The organism is Pseudomonas serbiensis (genome assembly GCF_030580745.1).
Lineage (GTDB): Bacteria > Pseudomonadota > Gammaproteobacteria > Pseudomonadales > Pseudomonadaceae > Aquipseudomonas > Aquipseudomonas serbiensis.
In genome coordinates, this window is record NZ_JAUQOO010000027.1 from 26,434 (window position 1) to 41,795 (window position 15,362).

Here is a 15,362-nt window from a genome sequence, read left to right on the forward strand (position 1 = left end):
CTCCTCGATGATTGGAGGCTCTCCCTGACAGAGCGCATGAGCCCGGTGTTGAGTGCCGGGCTGCATGCACCTGAGTTCCCTTTACTCGACGCGCTTGGCCGACTTGATCAGGATCGGGTCGATTGGCACGTTCTGCATGCCTTTCTGGTTGCTGGTCTGGGCATTGACGATCTGGTCCACCACGTCCATGCCCTTGACCACTTTGCCGAACACCGCATAACCGTAGTCGCGCACACCGTTGTCGAGCATGGCGTTGTCATTGGTGTTGATGAAGAACTGGCTGGTCGCAGAGTTCACGCTAGAGGTGCGGGCCATGGAAATGGTACCGCGCACGTTATGCAGGCCATTCTGTGCTTCGTTCTTGATCGGGTCCTTGGTGGGCTTCTGCACCAGATACTGGGTGAAACCGCCGCCCTGGACCATGAAACCCGGGATCACGCGATGAAAAATGGTGTTGTTGTAGAAACCGCTGTCGACATAACCCAGGAAGTTCTGAGTGCTGATGGGCGCCTTGTCGTTAGCGAGTTCAAGTTCAATCTCGCCGAAGCTGGTGTTGAGCACCACATGAGTGGCCTTGGCCGGAGGCTGGGCCGCCATCAGGTTGGCTGCGAACAGCACGGAGCAGGCGGCGAGGGCGATTTTTTTCAGCATGGGGCAGAGAGTCCTTCAGTGAATATGTCGACTGTGGCTGGCAAGGTAACCACGTTTGGCTTTTTTTGCCCAGTGGGATCGACACCCGAAACCCCGCATGTGAACCGCTTGTGGTTTTTCAGACCTGCGTTGACGCGATGAATTCCAGAACGGTCCGGTTGAATTGCTCGGGCTGGTCCAGCGGCGTGGCGTGTCTGGAGTCCTTGATGACCACCAGTCGGGCGTTGGGTAGCCGTTTGACGTAGGCTTCCTTGAGCGCTACCGGCGTGTAGTCGCGGTCAGCGCTGATAATCAGCGTCGGGCAGGTAATCCTCGACAGCTTTTTCTCCACACCCCAGCCGACAATCGCATCGAAACTGGCCAGGTAAGCGCGCTTGTCATTCTTGCTCCAGCGCTCGGCCATTTTCTGGCGCAGTTCGGCCTGCTCCGGTTTGGGGAACAACAGCTTGCCCAGCGCATGGCCCAGGGTGTTCATGCTCACCACCCGCGACAGCGTCCAGCGCCTGATCAATTGCAGGAGGTCGCTGAAGCTTTGGACCTTGACCTGTGGCGCACTGTTGACGATGCACAGGCTCTTGAGCTGATGCGGTTGATCGACTGCTATCTGAAAACCGATCATCCCGCCCATGGACAGGCCGATGACATGCACCGGCCCCAGATGCAGATGCTCGATCAGGGCTTCGACATCGGCGCTGAAGCCCTTGATGCTGTAACGCTCATGGGGCTTGTCCGAGCGGCCGTGGCCTCGGGCATCCATGACAATGACCCGATAGTGTTCGGCCAGTGCCGGAATCTGGTATTCCCAGTCCTGGCAACTGGAGCCCAGGCCGTGCAGCAGTAATACCGGTTCGCCCTGGCCGTATTCCTCGTAATGCAGCGAACAGCCGTCATGCTCGAAAAAAGTCATTGGGTCCTTCCCCGTCAGGCTTGTTGAGGCGCCGCGAATGCCGCTGTCAGCGGCGCCGTGTCGAACGTTCGGATCAAGTCGATCAGGATCTGTGTCGCCGGCCCCAATGGCTTGTCTTTACTTGAGTAAAGATAGAACGACGGATTGCGACTGCCACCCTTGTCCAGCGGAAGTATCTTGAGCACGCCGTCCTTGAGTTCCCGTTCGATCATGTGTCGTGGCAACCAGGCAAAGCCCAGGCCGCTGCTGACAAAAGTGGTCGCCGTGCCGAGGCTGCCGACCGTCCAGCGCTGTTCGGCGCCGAGCCAGCCGACGTCACGCGGCTGTTGCCTGCCTGAGTCGCGGATCACTACTTGCAACTGGCTTTCCAGGTCCTGGAACGTCAATTCGCGATTGGCCAGATGCAAGGGATGCTCGGGATGGGCAACTGCCGTGAACTCCACAGTGCTCATTTCCGTGCCCAGATAACCGGGAATGCTGAAGCCGCTGATCGCCAGGTCGGCCACGCCTTCAAGCAGCACTTCCTCGACGCCCGACAACACTTCTTCGCGTAACCGCACCCGACAGCCACGGCTTTGCGGCATAAAGGCGGTCAAGGCGCGTACCAGTCGCGCGGTGGGGTAGGCCGCATCGACCACCAGACGCACTTCAGCCTCCCAACCCTGCTCCATGTGATGAGCCAGATCTTCCAGTTGGCTGGCTTGCTTGACCAGTTGTCGCGAACGACGCAGAAGCACGCCTCCAGCCTCGGTCAATACAGCCTTGCGCCCATCAATGCGCAACAGCGGCACACCGAGCTGATCCTGCATCCGCGCAACGGTGTAACTCACTGACGACTGTGAGCGGTGCAGGGCCTCGGCTGCCTGGGCAAAACCACCGTGATCGACAACGGCCTGCAAAGTGCGCCATTGATCGAGGGTCACGCGAGGGGCTTTCATTCTGTTATTCCTCTTTCTATCCCTATTGTCCTACTCTGACAGTCCTTTCTCTGGAGACTGTCGGATGAACAGATTGTGCTGCGTATTGCTGGCGATGCTGCCCTTGAGTGCTTTTGCCTACCCAATCGAGGTGGAGAAGCAGTATCAGGGCGTTCAGATCGACTACAACAGCCACGACACCTACCACGACACCGGCTCCATCACCGTGAACAACTACGGCAGTGTCGATGCCAAGTGCTCGGTGGTGTTTCGCAACGGTCCCGAGGCGCCACGCACTCGTCGTGTTCAGGTGGCCGCCGGGAAAAGCGTCGATGTCTCGTCCAAGTTCAATCGCAGCATTATCAAGCTGCGGATCACGCTCAGTTGTGAGCCTGCATAGGCCTGAGAGTAGAGCGCTCTGCGGGATAAGACAAATTATTCGATATATAGAAGCAGGTTTTTGCGCTTTTTTATCGATAGGTTCACGTTTAGCCTTCTCTCCATCGACTCAACACATTCTTGGATGGAGATCACAGGTCATGTCCCGCGTACTCATTATCGAAAGCAGCGCTCGTCAACAGGATTCGGTTTCCCGTCAACTGACCCAGCAATTCATCAGTCAGTGGAAAAATTCGCACCCTGGCGATGAAATCACTGTGCGTGACCTGGCCATCGATCCTGTTCCTCACCTGGACGCAACCCTGCTTGGCGGCTGGATGAAGCCTGCCGAGCAGCGTACTGCCATCGAGCAAGCCGCGCTGGAGCGTTCCAACCTGCTGACCGATGAACTGATCGCTGCCGACGTGCTGGTCCTGGCGGCACCGATGTACAACTTCACTATCCCCAGCACCCTCAAGGCCTGGTTCGATCATGTGCTGCGTGCCGGCGTGACCTTCAAATACGGCGAAACCGGCCCCCAAGGCTTGCTGACCGACAAACGCGCTTTCGTGCTGACCGCCCGCGGCGGCATCTATGCCGGCAGCAACAATGATCATCAGGAACCCTACCTGCGCCAGGTACTGGGTTTCGTAGGGATTCACGATGTCAGCTTTATCCATGCCGAAGGCTTGAACATGGGCGGTGAATTCAGTGAGAAAGGCCTGAATCAGGCGATTGCCAGGCTCGCTGAAGTGGCCTGATTGAAGACTGTGTAGGAGCGAATTCATTCGCGAGACGTCATTGAAAACGACATACCCCTGTCTGACTCAACTGAACTCTCGCGGATGAATCCGCTCCTACAGAATCGCTAGACACCCAAACCACCAACCCGCTATGTTCGCGACCTTCAAAAAAGGGGCGCTCATGGGCTATCTACTTATCGTTACGCTGATCCAGGCGTTTTCCTTCAGCCTGATCGGTGTCTATCTGGCGGGCCATGTCGACAGCTACCTCGCCGTGCTGATTCGCGTGGTGCTGGCGGGGCTGGTATTCATTCCGCTGACCCACTGGCGAAAGGTCGAACCGCGTTTCATGCGCGGGATGCTGCTGATCGGTGCGTTGCAGTTCGGCATTACCTATGTCTGTCTCTATCTGAGCTTCCGTGTCCTGACAGTGCCAGAAGTGCTGCTGTTCACCATCCTCACTCCCTTGCATGTGACCCTGATCGAGGACGCCCTCAACCGGCGTTTCAACCCATGGGCCTTGCTGGCTGCCGTGGTCGCGGTGCTGGGGGCGGGCGTGATTCGCTACGACGGGCTGGACGGCAATTTCCTTGGCGGTTTCCTGCTGCTGCAACTGGCCAACTTCACCTACGCCGCCGGGCAGGTGCTCTACAAACATCTGGTGGCGCGCCACCCGAGCGACCTGCCGCATTATCGGCGTTTCGGCTACTTCTACCTCGGCGCGCTGGCCGTGGTCCTGCCAGCCTTCCTGATGTTCGGCAACCCGCAGAATGTTCCCACCGACGTCCAGCAATGGAGCGTGTTGCTGTTCCTGGGCCTGTGCTCCACTGCATTGGGCATGTACTGGTGGAACAAAGGGGCATGCCTCGTTTCGGGGTCAACCCTGGCCGTGTTCAACGTCCTGCATGTGCCGGTAGGCCTTTTGGTCAACCTGTTGATCTGGAACCAGCACGAGTCCCTGAGTCGTCTGTTCATTGGGGGCGCGCTGATCGTGGTGTCACTCTGGATCAGCCGGTTGGGGGCCAGGCCTTTGCTGGTGAGGGGGCAGTAGGGCTAATGCTGATCAATTAAGGCATACCTGTCACTTGTGGGAGGGGCCTTGGCCGCGACGACTCAATGACAGGCAACACGTTTATGTCGCCGACAACGCTCCGAGCAGTAACGCACCTCATCCCAGCAGCGCGCCCATTTCTTGCGCCAGGTGAAAGGCAGCCCACAAGTCGCACAGGTTTTGACTGGCAGCTCACTTTTTTTCAAATCGGTTTCTCCGCGCAGTGAGGCCTGGTTTCTGGGAACGAACATTATCGTTCAAGTTGCTATTGGTGGTGGAGCTGTCGACCTCGCTATACTCCGGCAGGTCCCACATCAATAGAGCGTTTCAAAAATGGCTGTTCAACCGCCCGTGCGCTGCTACGCGACGGCAATGCGCAAGGCTTCAAGACGGCTTACTCAGCTCTATGATGATGCTCTGGCCCCTTCGGGGCTTCGCTCGACCCAGTTTGCGATTCTTGCGGAGCTGGTTCCTCGGGCCAAATCACCTCCTACCTTGCAGGAACTGGCCGATGCGCTGGTTCTGGATCGTTCCTCGCTGGGTCACAACCTCAAACCCCTTGAGCGCGATGGGCTCGTTGCCCAGCAGACGAGCCTTGCTGATCGTCGCCGCCGTCTTATTGTTGCGACGGCTGAGGGGGAGAAGGCGTTCAAGGATGCACGCACGTTATGGCGACAGGCTCAGGAGCGGTTTCTCAAGACTTTCGGTGAGGACGCGGCGGGTGAGCTGTGCAAGGCATTGCTCAGCATTGCCTACGACGAACGCCTGGTGCTCACCGAAGAGTGATGAGCGCTCAAGGCGCTCGAATGACCCCTTTGAGCATCGCGAAGTAACTGACCAGAGCATATGCCACCAGTGAAAAAGCCGTGGCAATGGCAATGTTTGATAGCTGGGGCTCCAGATACAAAGCGGCCAGCCAGCTCAGCGACGTGGCCAAAAGCATGCGAGTGGTAATCGCAATGAAGGGCGCGCCTGCGTGGCCAGCCCCTTGGGCAGCGAACCCGAAGACGAAGCCGAACCCGAGTGCGCCGTAGAATGGCGCAACAATGTGCAGGTAGTTTTTCGCAGGCTCCAGCACGGCCGGGTCGGTGCTGAAAAATTGCAGCCACAGCATCGGGAAGACTGCGACTATCACGCCAATGACCCCGACAAAGGCGGTACCGACAAGTATCCCGATCCAGGCAATCTGTCTGGCCCGATCAGTTTCGCCAGCACCTATGTTGACGCCCACCATCGTCAATACCGCAGCCGATAAACCGAACAGCAGCGGAATCATCACGTAATCCAGACGCGAAGCAATCCCGAAGGCGGCCAGCGCGTCCGTACCCGCCAGCCCGACTGCGCCGGTGATCAGGATGACAATCAGGTTGGTCATTACAGTGCTGAGTGCAGCGGGCAGGCCGACTTTCAATATTTCCCTGATCAGGCGCCACTCGAACGAGACTTTCCGGAGGGTGAGGTTCGTCTTGCCGGACACCATGTAGCGCACAAGGAAAAACGCGGCGGCCACGTAGTAGATGGCGAAGGCCGTACCGGCGCCCGCGATTCCCATTGCCGGGACTGGACCAAACCCGAAGATCAGCGCCGGGGAAGCCGGGATCAGAATGATTGCGCCTATGAGTGTGATGAGCGCGGGGATCTTTACGTTTCCCGAGCCACGAAGCGATGCGGTGATCATGTTGACGATCCACATGGGCACCGCGCCCAGAAACAGATAGTTGGAATACTTCAGGGCCGCATCCAGAGCTTCGCTGCGCCCGCCCATTGCGTGGTAGAGAAAAGGCCCCAGCAGGAGCGCGGCCACTGTAAATGCCAGGCCGATGAAAACCGCGAGAATGATGGAGTGCATCAGCAGTGAATCGGCATCGTGTTCGTTTCTCGCTCCAACGGCACGGGCTACCGCCGAGGCTACGCCGCTGCCGATTCCGCCGCCGGACATCGTCACCATGAGCATGTAGAACGGAAATACCAGAGCGACACCTGCCAATGCAGCCGTTCCCAAAAGCCCTACGTAATAGGCTTCGGCCATGGTCACGGCGGTCTGTGCCAGCAGTACGGCGACCGTTGGCCAGGCGAGCAGCAGTAACGTCGACAGAATCGGCCCGGTCAGCAGTCTCTCACGGGCAGAGTTGATGGGGCGCGATGCTGTAGCTGCGGGTTGCTGAGCAACCACCGGGGGGAGTTTTGACATGGCAGATCCGGTATCAGTGCAAGGGCATCAGCGGCAAGGCAAGCGTCACTGGTTTAATGGGTATATGCCCATAATATGACCATTTTTCAGGCTGGCGGCAATCGTCCGGTGCTGATCGACTGTCATGCATGCCCACCGGTTATCCAGTGATGCCCTCCGATTCGCGCATTCCGGCCTCGTAGAGCGCGGCTAAATGCCCGGTCGAGCAACAAAATCCACCCACAGTGGTAAAGAAACTCGGCCCCGGCGCTCGAAACCGTTACGCTATGCAGCTGTATTTTTGTATTTCGTCGAGGTAGTACCCGTGTTTTCCGAATTCGCCCTGCACGAACGCCTGCTTAAAGCTGTGGCCGAGCTTAAATTTGTCGAGCCTACGCCTGTGCAGGCCGCCGCTATTCCGCTGGCATTGCAAGGGCGTGACCTGCGGGTGACTGCACAAACCGGTAGCGGCAAGACGGCTGCTTTTGTGTTGCCGATCCTCAATCGCCTGATCGGCCCGGCCAAGGTACGTGTGGATATCCGCGCCGTGATCCTGCTGCCGACCCGCGAGCTGGCTCAGCAGACCCTCAAGGAAGTCGAGCGTTTCTCGCAGTTCACCTTCATCAAGGCTGGCCTGATCACCGGTGGCGAAGATTTCAAGGTCCAGGCCGCAATGCTGCGCAAGGTGCCGGATATCCTGATCGGTACGCCGGGTCGTCTGCTGGAGCACCTCAACGCCGGCAACCTGGATCTCAAGCTGGTTGAAGTGCTGGTTCTCGACGAAGCCGACCGCATGCTGGACATGGGCTTCTCCGAAGACGTCGAGCGTCTGGCGGGCGAATGTGCCGACCGCCAGCAGACCATGCTGTTCTCGGCCACCACCGGTGGTTCGGGTCTGCGGGACATGATCCGCAAGGTGCTGAAAGACCCACAGCACCTGCAGCTCAATAACGTCAGCGAGCTGGCCAGCGGTACTCGTCAGCAGATCATCACCGCTGACCACAATGTCCACAAAGAGCAGATTCTCAACTGGCTGCTGGCCAACGAGACCTACCAGAAAGCCATTGTGTTCACCAACACCAAGGCAATGGCCGATCGTCTGTACGGGCGTCTGGTCGCTCAGGAATACAAGGCGTTCGTGCTGCACGGCGACAAGGACCAGAAGGACCGCAAGGCGGCCATCGACCGTCTGAAACAGGGCGGCGCCAAGATACTGGTGGCCACTGATGTGGCGGCGCGCGGGCTGGATGTGGATGGCCTGGATCTGGTCATCAACTTCGACATGCCACGTAGCGGCGATGATTACGTTCACCGCGTAGGCCGTACCGGGCGTGCGGGCAGTGAAGGTCTGGCGGTTTCGCTGATCTGCCACGGCGACTGGAACCTGATGTCCAGCATCGAACGCTACCTCAAGCAAAGCTTCGAGCGTCGCACCGTCAAGGAAGTCAAAGGCACCTACGGCGGACCGAAGAAGGTCAAGGCGTCGGGCAAGGCTGTCGGCACCAAGAAGAAAAAGACTGATACCAAGGGCGACAAGAAAAAGGTTGCCGCCAAGGGGCCGACCAAGCGCAAGAGCGTCAATCGTCCCAAGTCTGATTCGCTGGTAAGCAAGGACGGCATGGCGCCGTTGAAGAAACGCAGCACACCGGCACCTGCGGCTGAGTAATCTGCCACTCGCGACTGAAGTCGCTCCCACACACAGCCTGTGGGAGCGACTTCAGTCACGAACGATCTCCCTCCGTCTCCCCGGCTGAACGGCCACCCTCGCAACAGGTCACAACCTCTGAGTAGCAAGCCCGTGGCCGGACGTCATGGGCTATTCATCCATGCTGGACGGAGGTTTTACAAAATGGCTTACAACTGGGACCTTATCGAACGTCTGCTCCATGAAGTACAGAACAGCGCTGGCGAGTCCTTTGCTCCGCGCAAATATGCCGAGGATCATGCGGCAGCCAAGGCTGCTGAAGGCGAGTCTGTGGGTAATCTGGATCACTTGAAGACCGAAGCTGCCGATCTGGAAGCGCTATTGCTCAAGCACAACTACATCGAACCGCGTCCCGAAGAGGAAGGCGGCACGGGCTCGAACTTTGTCCTGACCGCTCGCGGGTCGAGCCTGCTGGCGATGATCGACAGCAGCATTCCGGGCAACGATCATCCGCGGCAGGTGCTGGATGATCAGGCCGATGCACTCGACCCTTCGACCTTCGATGAGGTCGCGTCCAAGGCGCAAGTGGCCTGAGCCCCCGTCATGCCTTTTGTGAGGCCTTCAGGCAATCCAGGTCCGCGAAGTCCTCACGCATGTCTGCGATTCTGGCCAACAGGCGTTTTCGCTGCTCGGGTGTGCTCTGTGCGATCACGTCCACGAGCAGCGAAATCGCGGCATGCTCGGCCTTGTTGTAGTTCTGGCGGTATTCAGGCGTCCAGAAGGTTTCGCGATTCTGCAGCAGGGCGGCAATGCGCTGCGGGAAGTCGCTGGCCTGACGTTGCTGCACCGTAGCCAGGAACAGGTTCTGCCAGCGGGTGCGGTTTTCTATCCAGGCACGGTTCTGTTCGCCCAGTGAGGCCGACCAGGTTTGAACCCGCGCTTTCTGTGCTGTGCTCAACTGGCCAAGCCAGGGCGTGAGGCGTTTTTCCATGCGCTCGGAGCGTTCAGCGATCTGCTTGTCCAGCGGCTCGTTGAGGAGTTTGTTTTCCTGTTTGCGCTTGTCCTTGGCGAATGCGTTCTGCATCTCCTGAACCTGCTTGTCATCGAAGCGGGCCAGCAATTCGACGGCCGAGGGCGTGATCTGGCGGGAGATTTTCGCGATGGCTTCCTTGGCTTCTTCAGTACGCGCTTCCAGCTCTGCCTGGGTGACCTGATCGTTTTTAACCATGTCTTCCAGGCGATTGAACCAGGTCAGGTAGTCGGGCAGTTGTGTGCTGCAATGCCAGCTCAAGTGCTGTTTGAGGCGTTCGTCGAGCCAGTTCTTTTGCGTACGACTCATGTCCAGATAGTCGTTGAGCGTCCAGGGAATGATCACGTCAAGGTTGCGATACGCCAGACCCACCTGGCTGCATGCAACAAGCAACGGCACGGCCATCAATAGCTTAATGAAGGCTTTGAAACAATGCATGACAGCTCCTCGACGCATTGAGTGACTTGTAGAGGAGTGTAGGAGCTGGCAGTTCAACTTACTTGAGGCGTTGCACGAAAACCGGTTACCTGAAGTGTCATGCAAGCCTAGAAGAACGAGCGTACGGCCTTGATCGTGAACATCCCTTCGCACCGGGAATTATGGCCGCTGTAGACGCTGCAATCGGAGCCGCTGAGGCTCGATCCGCTGTAAATCAGGTTCATGTCGATCCCCAGCCATGGTCGTGACAGCTTCAATGACCAGTCGTTGAAACCGCTGATCAATGAACCGTCATCGCCGGCCTGCGGCGTGTCGAACTGGTGATTAGCGTATTGCATGCGAACGCCCAGGCCCAGTTGCTCAATGGCGCCAAGGTCGATGAAAACAGTGCTGTTGCGGATGCCGACATCATTGCTGAATGCCGCGCCAACCCGGCTGTTGAGCACGCGCAGCCCGGCATAGAACTCATGGCTGTCGATCTGGCTGGTGTCGGGATAGCTGTAGCGAATCATCCCCAGTTCGTAACCCAGGGTGTTGTCGAAGGGTTTCTTGAAGCCCATGTAGGAGTCGACTTCAAGTGTCGTGTCTTCGGTAAAGCCCATGTTCGGTGACCACTGACCGAAGTAAAAGCCGCTTTCATGGGTCAGGTCCAGCCCGCCGTGGAAGGAGCCGGAGTTGCCGTTGGGTGTCACCAGCCCCTGAGCCATGCTGCGTGTGGGGGTGGTCGCCAGTTTGAGGTCGAAGTCGCCCAGGTCCCGTTCCAGAACCTGGGCGTAAACCTGCTGGCACAACAGCAGCGTGCTGAGAGACAGCATCTGTAATCGAAGATTGAGCATGGCTCACTCCTTAAGCGTGTCGAGGAGTGTGGTCACAATGGCGTATCGAAAACGGCGCAGGGGCCCGACACAAGCCGCGAGCTAGAGCCTCGCAAGCATACCGATGAAATGCCGGGGATGCGGACCGTTCGTCGATCCGCAGGAGCTTCAGTTGCTGGCTGTTGTCTCGGTGGGCGCAATGATCAGCCCGCGAATCACCACCAGAGCCTGCTCGAACGAGGGATAGCCGCTCTTGGCCACGTCGAGTTCGGCGTATTCGGTGCGATAGCGCTCGGACTTTTGCGGGTCGCTCATGCTCAGTTGCTGGGAGAGCAGGGCGATGGCCAGAGGGTGCCGGTATTTGTCGGCTGCGGTCTGCAACAGATCGATGATCCGCTTCTGCTCGGCCTGCTCGCGAATCAGCAACACTGCCTGATAGAACTCGGCTTCACCGGATGCATCGTCGATGGCGGCGCGTCGCAGCATGGCTTCGGCCAGTTCGTAGTTTTCGCGGTCAGCTTCGCTGATCAGCAGCTTGGCCTGAAGCATATCGTGCTGATACAGCAGATGGCCTGCACGGCAAGGGCTGTCAGTGAGGGGATTTTCATTGGGGCCGTTTTCGCAATGCTGCGATGCACAACCACCCAGGTAGATCAGAGCGCCGAAAAGCATCCAGTTCTTCATTCAAGCATTCCGCAAAGCAAAAGGGGTCTGCTACCAGAGCGTTTTCCTGCTCTTGGTTTGGAGATAATGAAGGAGATTAGCAGTGAGACGGGAGATGTAGCTAGCGCCCTGCATTGATCAGGGCGCATAGAAACCGCAAAGCAGTCGGGGAGAATTACTTCTTGCCGAGGTTGATGTGCTTGGACGGGGTAAAAGTCTGGCCGCTCACGCCTTTGGCGATTTGCTGGATTTCGCCGCCGGACTTAAGGAAAGCTGCGATCTGGGCGTTGATCGAATCGCTCGTTTCAACGGCTGGAGCTGGCTTTGCTTTGGTGTGGGATGCCTTGATACGCATGACTGCCATAACCTTCATAAACTTCGTACGGCCAGCCATCGTACAGGAAATGAAGGGTCTCTGCTGGCTTAATAAGACGCGCAGCCAAATGAGCGGCCCGTGAGCAGTGAAGGTGAAGGCCCGGCATGACACCCTTAACTCTCTGTTTTAAATGGGAAGTCATCATTGATGGCGGCTGGTTTTGTCTGTGGATGTTCTGCCCGGAAAACTGACGAGCGGGAGCTGGTCAGTAATGCCTGCACATCCCGGGCATCTGTTCGCCAGCACGCTGCCCGCCGCGAGGGCCGGTGATCTGCCGCGCGAATGCCGACGTAAAGTCGGGTAGAATGCCGCCTACGTAATGAGGGTATCTGCAAATGGCGTTAATCGGGCGTTACAACAGCTTGCAAGTGGTCAAGCACACTGACTTCGGTCTGTATCTGGACGGTGCTCAGGATGGTGAAATCCTGCTGCCCAACCGGTATATCCCCAAGGATATTCCTACTGAAGATGAAGACTGGATCAACGTTTTCATCTATCTGGACAGCGAAGACAAGCTGATCGCCACCACTGAAAAACCCAAGGTTCAAGTGGGTGAGTTCGCCAGCCTGAAGGTGGTAGAGGTCAACAGCATCGGCGTGTTCCTGGACTGGGGGCTGCCCAAGGATCTGCTGCTGCCGTACTCCGAAGAGAAGCGCACGTTGCAGGCAGGTGATTATTGCGTGGTGCATGTCTATCTGGACAAACACTCGCGCCGCATCACCGCCACTGCGCGCCTGGATCGCTATCTGGACAAGACGCCTGCCAATTACAGCGTGGGTCAGGAAGTCGACCTGCTGGTTGCCGAAGCCACCGACATGGGCTTCAAGGCGATCATCAACAACAAGCACTGGGGCTTGATCCACAAGAACGAAGTGTTCAAGTTCCTGCGTCCCGGCAAGCAGGAAAAAGGCTTCATCAAGGAAATCCGCGCCGACGGCAACATCAGTCTGAGCCTGCAACCGGTCGGCGCCGAAGCGGCGGGCAGCCTGAACTCCAAGATTCTCGCCAGATTGCGTGAGAACAATGGCGTGTTGCCGGTCAGCGACAAGAGCGATCCACAGGTCATCAGTGGCCTGTTCGGCGTCAGTAAAGGGAACTTCAAGAAGGCTATCGGTGCCTTGTATAAACAGGGTCAGATTGTGATTCATCCTGACCGTATCGAACTGACCTGATACCGGGTGCGCCCATGAAAAAAGTCCTTACAGCCTACTTCAGTACGCTTCTGGCTTTTCTGATCCTGGATGGTATCTGGCTGGGATTGCTCATGGGCTCGACCTATCGGGACTGGCTCGGGCCGCTGATGCTCGCCGCGCCGCTGTTGGGGCCGGCGGTCGTGTTCTATCTGCTGTACGCGGCGGGGCTGGTGATATTCGGCGTACTGCCCGCGCTCAAGGCGCAACGCCTTGGGCATGCAACCCTGTATAGCGGGCTGCTGGGGCTGATTGCCTACGGCACTTACGACCTGACGAACTGGGCGACCTTGCAGGGTTGGCCTGCGCAGTTGGCGCTGGTCGATCTGGCCTGGGGCACCGTTGTCTCGGCCCTGGCCGGGACGGCGGGGTATCTGGCGACACGCCGCCTTGCCTGAACCCCTTACTTCTGCACAAAACCCGCAAAGCTGAGGTTGCTGCCCTTGGGGCGCATGTCCTTGAGGAACGAATCCTTGTCGGCGCTCAACTCAAGGCTGACGGTCGGCTTGCGCTTGCCGGCATTGCGCACTTCCAGGCCTTCGATGTGATCACGCATGAAGACGGTGGTCACCTTCAGGTGCAGCAATTGGTCGGTTGCCGGAGTGTGCAGCAGCAGATGCAGCCATTCGTACTGGCCGACTTGCAGGCGTGCCACGGGCAGATCGAACCACCAGATATTGCGCTTGGTATCCAGAATGGCGAAGTGGGTGTTGTTGACGCCCAGCACTGCGCCGCCCAGATCCTGGTTCCTGCGTGCGATGGCCAGCTTTTTATCGAGTTTCATAACGTTCCTGTGAATCGGTTTGTTCAGTGTGCCGGGCACAGACTGACTGCGACGCGCATTCTCGCACAAACACCGGAAATAAGACCTGCCCATAAGCTGACGAACGGAGGGCTTTGGCGGGAAAATAATTGAAACTCTGCGCGACGGCCCCCGGTCAATTTTCTTGTCGAGGTTACGACATTTGATTTCAGAACGGTCTTCAAGACCCGGGAGAAACGTCATGAGCAGTACTGGCGACAAAATCAAAGGCAAAGCTAATGAAGTGGCTGGTAACGTCAAGCAAGGCATCGGCAAGGCGACCGACAACAACCGGTTGAAGGCCGAAGGCAAGGCGCAGGAACTCAAGGGCGAAGCCCAGCAAGCCAAAGGTAAAACCAAGGAAGTACTGAAAAAGGGTGTAGACAAGGCGTAGCCCTGAAGGAGAACGGATAAAGGTCATCGCCGAGGTGGCCTTTATCCATCATGGCCTTGAAACCTTTTACAACTCGCCCAGTCCATTTGACGCCAGTGCAATGCTACTGGCATATGGGCAGCCGCATAATCGCAGCGTTTGTCGGTCGGGCGATGTAATGTATTCGGGTTTTTAGCGCAAGGAGACGCCATGATCTTTCCTCACATGCGTCAGTTGCCACTGGGCAAAGTGATGGTTCGTACCGTCACTGAGTTTCTCGATGACGAGATGTCTACCTACGCATCGGCACTGGCCTACCAGATGCTGTTTTCGCTGTTTCCGTTCCTGTTGTTTCTGATTGCCCTGATCGGTTTCCTGCACCTGCCGGACTTCTTCTCCTGGCTGCGTCTTCAGTCTGAGCTGGTTCTGCCACCTCAGGCGCTGGAGCAGGTCAACCCGGTAATCGATCAGTTGCAACAATCCAAGGGCGGCTTGCTGTCCATCGGTATCGTTGTTGCGTTATGGACTGCGTCGGCAGGCGTGCGCCTGATGATGAGCGCCATGAATGCGGCCTACGACGTCGTTGAAGGGCGGCCTATCTGGAAGCGTTTTCCGTTATCGATCCTCTACACCGTGGGCATCGCTGGCATGTTGCTGGCTGCTGCAGGGTTCATGGTGGTCGGCCCGCAGGTCATGAGCTGGTTCGCTTCGCAGATCGGCATGGAGGAATTCATCGTCACGCTCTGGACCGTCCTGCGCTGGCCGATGATCATCCTGCTGCTGATGATTGCCGTGGCCTTGATCTATTACGTCATGCCTGACGTGAAGCAGGAATTCCGCTTCATCACTCCCGGTTCCGTACTGGCCGTGGTGGTGTGGATCATCGCGTCGCTGGGCTTTGGCTTCTACGTCAAGACTTTTGCCGACTACAACGCCATGTACGGCAGCATCGGCGCGATCATTGTGCTGTTGCTGTATTTCTACATATCGGCGGCGGTACTGCTGCTCGGTGCCGAGATGAATGCCGTGATCGAGCACATGTCCCAAGAGGGCAAGGATGCCGGAGAGAAAGAGGCCGGCGACAATGGCGTACACTCAACCACCAAGCAGCATGTTTCCGGGCTGGGACGCGATCATTCGGTGCATGGCACATTAAAGGCTGACGAATCCTGAGCCAGAGTGCCAGAATCGCTTTTTCGTTCAAGGGACCGAC

The 15,362-nt window shown here is 57.7% G+C and carries 20 protein-coding genes; 10 read left to right on the plus strand and 10 right to left on the minus strand.

What is annotated here, in order from left to right:
* Positions 1 to 81: 81 nt before the first annotated feature.
* The 3 genes from Q6A51_RS24495 to Q6A51_RS24505 all read right to left on the minus strand — a co-directional run bounded on the left by Q6A51_RS24495 (position 82) and on the right by Q6A51_RS24505 (position 2,496).
* The gene (locus Q6A51_RS24495) at positions 82 to 651 is read right to left on the minus strand and encodes a peptidylprolyl isomerase (RefSeq protein WP_201000051.1); all 570 of its coding nucleotides are present in this window, start codon (positions 649 to 651) and stop codon (positions 82 to 84) included.
* Positions 652 to 769: 118 nt separating this feature from the next.
* Positions 770 to 1,558 (minus strand): alpha/beta fold hydrolase, encoded by a 789-nt coding sequence (locus tag Q6A51_RS24500; RefSeq protein WP_304575935.1) that lies wholly within the window; start codon positions 1,556 to 1,558, stop codon positions 770 to 772.
* Positions 1,559 to 1,572: 14 nt separating this feature from the next.
* Positions 1,573 to 2,496: a LysR family transcriptional regulator gene (locus Q6A51_RS24505; protein ID WP_201017310.1), complete on the minus strand. Its 924-nt coding sequence runs from the start codon at positions 2,494 to 2,496 to the stop codon at positions 1,573 to 1,575.
* A 64-nt stretch (positions 2,497 to 2,560) separates the two neighbouring features.
* Between Q6A51_RS24505 and Q6A51_RS24510 the strand changes: the two genes are divergently transcribed.
* From Q6A51_RS24510 to Q6A51_RS24520, 3 genes are all read left to right on the plus strand, one after another.
* The gene (locus tag Q6A51_RS24510) at positions 2,561 to 2,875 is read left to right on the plus strand and encodes a 3-phosphoglycerate kinase (RefSeq protein ID WP_304575936.1); all 315 of its coding nucleotides are present in this window, start codon (positions 2,561 to 2,563) and stop codon (positions 2,873 to 2,875) included.
* Positions 2,876 to 3,014: 139 nt separating this feature from the next.
* Positions 3,015 to 3,614, plus strand: a complete 600-nt coding sequence (locus Q6A51_RS24515) for an FMN-dependent NADH-azoreductase (RefSeq protein WP_201017308.1) — start codon at positions 3,015 to 3,017, stop codon at positions 3,612 to 3,614.
* A 163-nt stretch (positions 3,615 to 3,777) separates the two neighbouring features.
* Positions 3,778 to 4,647: a carboxylate/amino acid/amine transporter gene (locus Q6A51_RS24520; RefSeq protein ID WP_304575937.1), complete on the plus strand. Its 870-nt coding sequence runs from the start codon at positions 3,778 to 3,780 to the stop codon at positions 4,645 to 4,647.
* A gap of 62 nt (positions 4,648 to 4,709) precedes the next feature.
* Here Q6A51_RS24520 and Q6A51_RS24525 read toward each other — a convergent pair whose 3' ends face one another.
* Complete coding sequence (locus tag Q6A51_RS24525; protein ID WP_201000045.1) at positions 4,710 to 4,853, minus strand: DUF2256 domain-containing protein; 144 nt, start codon at positions 4,851 to 4,853, stop codon at positions 4,710 to 4,712.
* 127 nt (positions 4,854 to 4,980) lie between these two features.
* Here Q6A51_RS24525 and Q6A51_RS24530 point away from each other — a divergent pair, with 127 nt between their 5' ends.
* Positions 4,981 to 5,433, plus strand: coding sequence for a MarR family winged helix-turn-helix transcriptional regulator (locus Q6A51_RS24530; protein ID WP_304575938.1), 453 nt, complete (start codon positions 4,981 to 4,983; stop codon positions 5,431 to 5,433).
* Between the two features lie 7 nt (positions 5,434 to 5,440).
* On the opposite strand, the gene Q6A51_RS24535 is transcribed toward Q6A51_RS24530, so the two are convergent.
* Positions 5,441 to 6,838 (minus strand): MATE family efflux transporter, encoded by a 1,398-nt coding sequence (locus tag Q6A51_RS24535; protein WP_304575939.1) that lies wholly within the window; start codon positions 6,836 to 6,838, stop codon positions 5,441 to 5,443.
* A 304-nt stretch (positions 6,839 to 7,142) separates the two neighbouring features.
* On the opposite strand from Q6A51_RS24535, the gene Q6A51_RS24540 reads away from it, so the two are divergent.
* On the plus strand, positions 7,143 to 8,483 hold the full coding sequence (locus Q6A51_RS24540) for a DEAD/DEAH box helicase (protein WP_304575940.1): 1,341 nt from the start codon (positions 7,143 to 7,145) through the stop codon (positions 8,481 to 8,483).
* Between the two features lie 183 nt (positions 8,484 to 8,666).
* Positions 8,667 to 9,056, plus strand: coding sequence for a transcriptional regulator (locus Q6A51_RS24545; RefSeq protein ID WP_201017303.1), 390 nt, complete (start codon positions 8,667 to 8,669; stop codon positions 9,054 to 9,056).
* A gap of 7 nt (positions 9,057 to 9,063) precedes the next feature.
* On the opposite strand, the gene Q6A51_RS24550 is transcribed toward Q6A51_RS24545, so the two are convergent.
* The 4 genes from Q6A51_RS24550 to Q6A51_RS24565 form a co-directional block, all read right to left on the minus strand.
* Positions 9,064 to 9,930 (minus strand): DUF6279 family lipoprotein, encoded by an 867-nt coding sequence (locus tag Q6A51_RS24550; RefSeq protein ID WP_201017302.1) that lies wholly within the window; start codon positions 9,928 to 9,930, stop codon positions 9,064 to 9,066.
* Between the two features lie 107 nt (positions 9,931 to 10,037).
* Positions 10,038 to 10,766 (minus strand): TorF family putative porin, encoded by a 729-nt coding sequence (locus Q6A51_RS24555; protein ID WP_304575941.1) that lies wholly within the window; start codon positions 10,764 to 10,766, stop codon positions 10,038 to 10,040.
* A gap of 147 nt (positions 10,767 to 10,913) precedes the next feature.
* Complete coding sequence (locus Q6A51_RS24560) at positions 10,914 to 11,429, minus strand: hypothetical protein (protein ID WP_304575942.1); 516 nt, start codon at positions 11,427 to 11,429, stop codon at positions 10,914 to 10,916.
* A gap of 154 nt (positions 11,430 to 11,583) precedes the next feature.
* On the minus strand, positions 11,584 to 11,772 hold the full coding sequence (locus Q6A51_RS24565; protein ID WP_025261417.1) for a hypothetical protein: 189 nt from the start codon (positions 11,770 to 11,772) through the stop codon (positions 11,584 to 11,586).
* Positions 11,773 to 12,119: 347 nt separating this feature from the next.
* On the opposite strand from Q6A51_RS24565, the gene Q6A51_RS24570 reads away from it, so the two are divergent.
* Both Q6A51_RS24570 and Q6A51_RS24575 read left to right on the plus strand, forming a co-directional pair.
* Positions 12,120 to 12,956, plus strand: coding sequence for a CvfB family protein (locus Q6A51_RS24570; RefSeq protein ID WP_304575943.1), 837 nt, complete (start codon positions 12,120 to 12,122; stop codon positions 12,954 to 12,956).
* 14 nt (positions 12,957 to 12,970) lie between these two features.
* Positions 12,971 to 13,372, plus strand: coding sequence for a DUF2177 family protein (locus Q6A51_RS24575; RefSeq protein WP_201000036.1), 402 nt, complete (start codon positions 12,971 to 12,973; stop codon positions 13,370 to 13,372).
* Positions 13,373 to 13,377: 5 nt separating this feature from the next.
* Here Q6A51_RS24575 and Q6A51_RS24580 read toward each other — a convergent pair whose 3' ends face one another.
* Positions 13,378 to 13,758, minus strand: a complete 381-nt coding sequence (locus Q6A51_RS24580; protein ID WP_201000035.1) for a hypothetical protein — start codon at positions 13,756 to 13,758, stop codon at positions 13,378 to 13,380.
* A gap of 220 nt (positions 13,759 to 13,978) precedes the next feature.
* On the opposite strand from Q6A51_RS24580, the gene Q6A51_RS24585 reads away from it, so the two are divergent.
* Together Q6A51_RS24585 and Q6A51_RS24590 are read left to right on the plus strand one after the other, a co-directional pair.
* Positions 13,979 to 14,170 (plus strand): CsbD family protein, encoded by a 192-nt coding sequence (locus Q6A51_RS24585; RefSeq protein WP_025261413.1) that lies wholly within the window; start codon positions 13,979 to 13,981, stop codon positions 14,168 to 14,170.
* A gap of 189 nt (positions 14,171 to 14,359) precedes the next feature.
* Positions 14,360 to 15,322, plus strand: a complete 963-nt coding sequence (locus Q6A51_RS24590; protein WP_025261412.1) for a YihY/virulence factor BrkB family protein — start codon at positions 14,360 to 14,362, stop codon at positions 15,320 to 15,322.
* Positions 15,323 to 15,362 lie beyond the last annotated feature (40 nt).